At 64.3% G+C, this 1,329-nt stretch carries 1 protein-coding gene; it reads left to right on the top strand.

The window, feature by feature from the left end:
- Positions 1 to 85: 85 nt before the first annotated feature.
- Positions 86 to 1,105: an IS110 family RNA-guided transposase gene (locus tag CU669_RS20905; RefSeq protein WP_112147517.1), complete on the top strand. Its 1,020-nt coding sequence runs from the start codon at positions 86 to 88 to the stop codon at positions 1,103 to 1,105.
- Positions 1,106 to 1,329 lie beyond the last annotated feature (224 nt).

A 1,329-nucleotide genomic window follows, 5' to 3' on the forward strand; every position in this document is an offset into this window, starting at 1 on the left:
GATGATGGGGTGGACGGCCCCTGCTCACCGGCGTCGCAATGCGCCAAAGTGGTCGTTGGAAACAGACCATAAAGAGGGGCCGCCCATGAACGAGATTATCAGGATTGCCATCGATCTGTCGAAGGGCGCATTCGCGCTCCATGGCGTGAACGCCGATGAGGATGCCGTTCTGCGGCGAGAATTGCGTCGTGGCCAGGTTCTTGGCTTTTTCGCCAAGCTGCCGTCGTGCATGGTGGGGATGGAAGCTTGCGCCTCGGCCCATTATTGGGCGCGCGCGATTGCGGCGCTGGGCCATCGGGTGGTCTTGATCCCGCCAGCCTATGTAAAGCCTTACGTCAAGCGCGGGCGCAAAAACGACGCCAACGACGCCGCCGCCATCTGCGAGGCGATGGCACGACGGTCGGTGACCACGGTCCCGGTCAAGACGCCCGAGCAGCAGGCAGCGTTGATGCTTCACCGCGCCCGCAAGTTGCTGGTCGGCCAGCGCACCATGCTCGCCAATGCGATGCGGGCGCATTTGGCCGAGTTCGGCATCGTCGCGCCGTGCGGCGAGAAGGGGCTCGACAATCTGATCGCCCTTGCTGTGGATGCTGCCGACCCGGCCTTGCCGCCAATGGCACGCGAGGCCCTTGGCATGTTGGCGGCGCAACTGCGCGACGCCGAGGTCAAGATCGATGCGCTTGAGCGCGAGATGCTGGCGGCTCAGCGCCGCGACGAGGCCAGCCAGCGTCTGACGACCATCCCCTCCATCGGCCCGATCACCGCCAGCGCCATCGCCGCCACCATGGGCGATCCTCGTCGCTTCAAAACCGGGCGTGATTTTGCCGCCTGGCTGGGCCTGGTGCCATCGCAGCACTCGACCGGGGGCAAGACCTCCCTCGGCCCCATCACCAAGACCGGCGACCGCTATCTCCGCTCATTGCTCGTCGTCTGCGCCACCGGGATGTTGCGCCACCAGACGAAAAGCCCATGGATCAAGGCATTGCTCGAGCGCATGCCAGCGCGCAAGGCCACCGTCGCCATCGCCAACAAGCTGGCGAGGATCGCCTGGGCCATCCTCGCCCATGGCGGCACCTATCGCAGCCAAGCCGGATTGGCGGCCTGACCAAAACTTCCAGCCATAACACTTCGATTGCGAGGGCGATGAAAGCGTGATGGTGACCGGTCAGACCCAAGAGCCGAAAAACCCTGTCTGTGTCATGGCCGGTCGAGGCCGAACGGATGATTTGGGAGCGGTTCGCGGATCACATCATGGCCAGCGGCCAGGTATGCCGCGCAAACAGGCCGGACACATGACTGCCCCAGACCGGTGGTGCCTGCTTCACATTT

Origin of the sequence: Paramagnetospirillum kuznetsovii, from assembly GCF_003284725.1 — a bacterium.
Lineage (GTDB): Bacteria > Pseudomonadota > Alphaproteobacteria > Rhodospirillales > Magnetospirillaceae > Phaeospirillum > Phaeospirillum kuznetsovii.

Coding starts and splice junctions, on each gene's coding strand:
- CU669_RS20905 (WP_112147517.1), top strand. CDS start 86: ATGAACGAGATTATCAGGATTGCCATCGATCTGTCGAAGGGCGCATTC.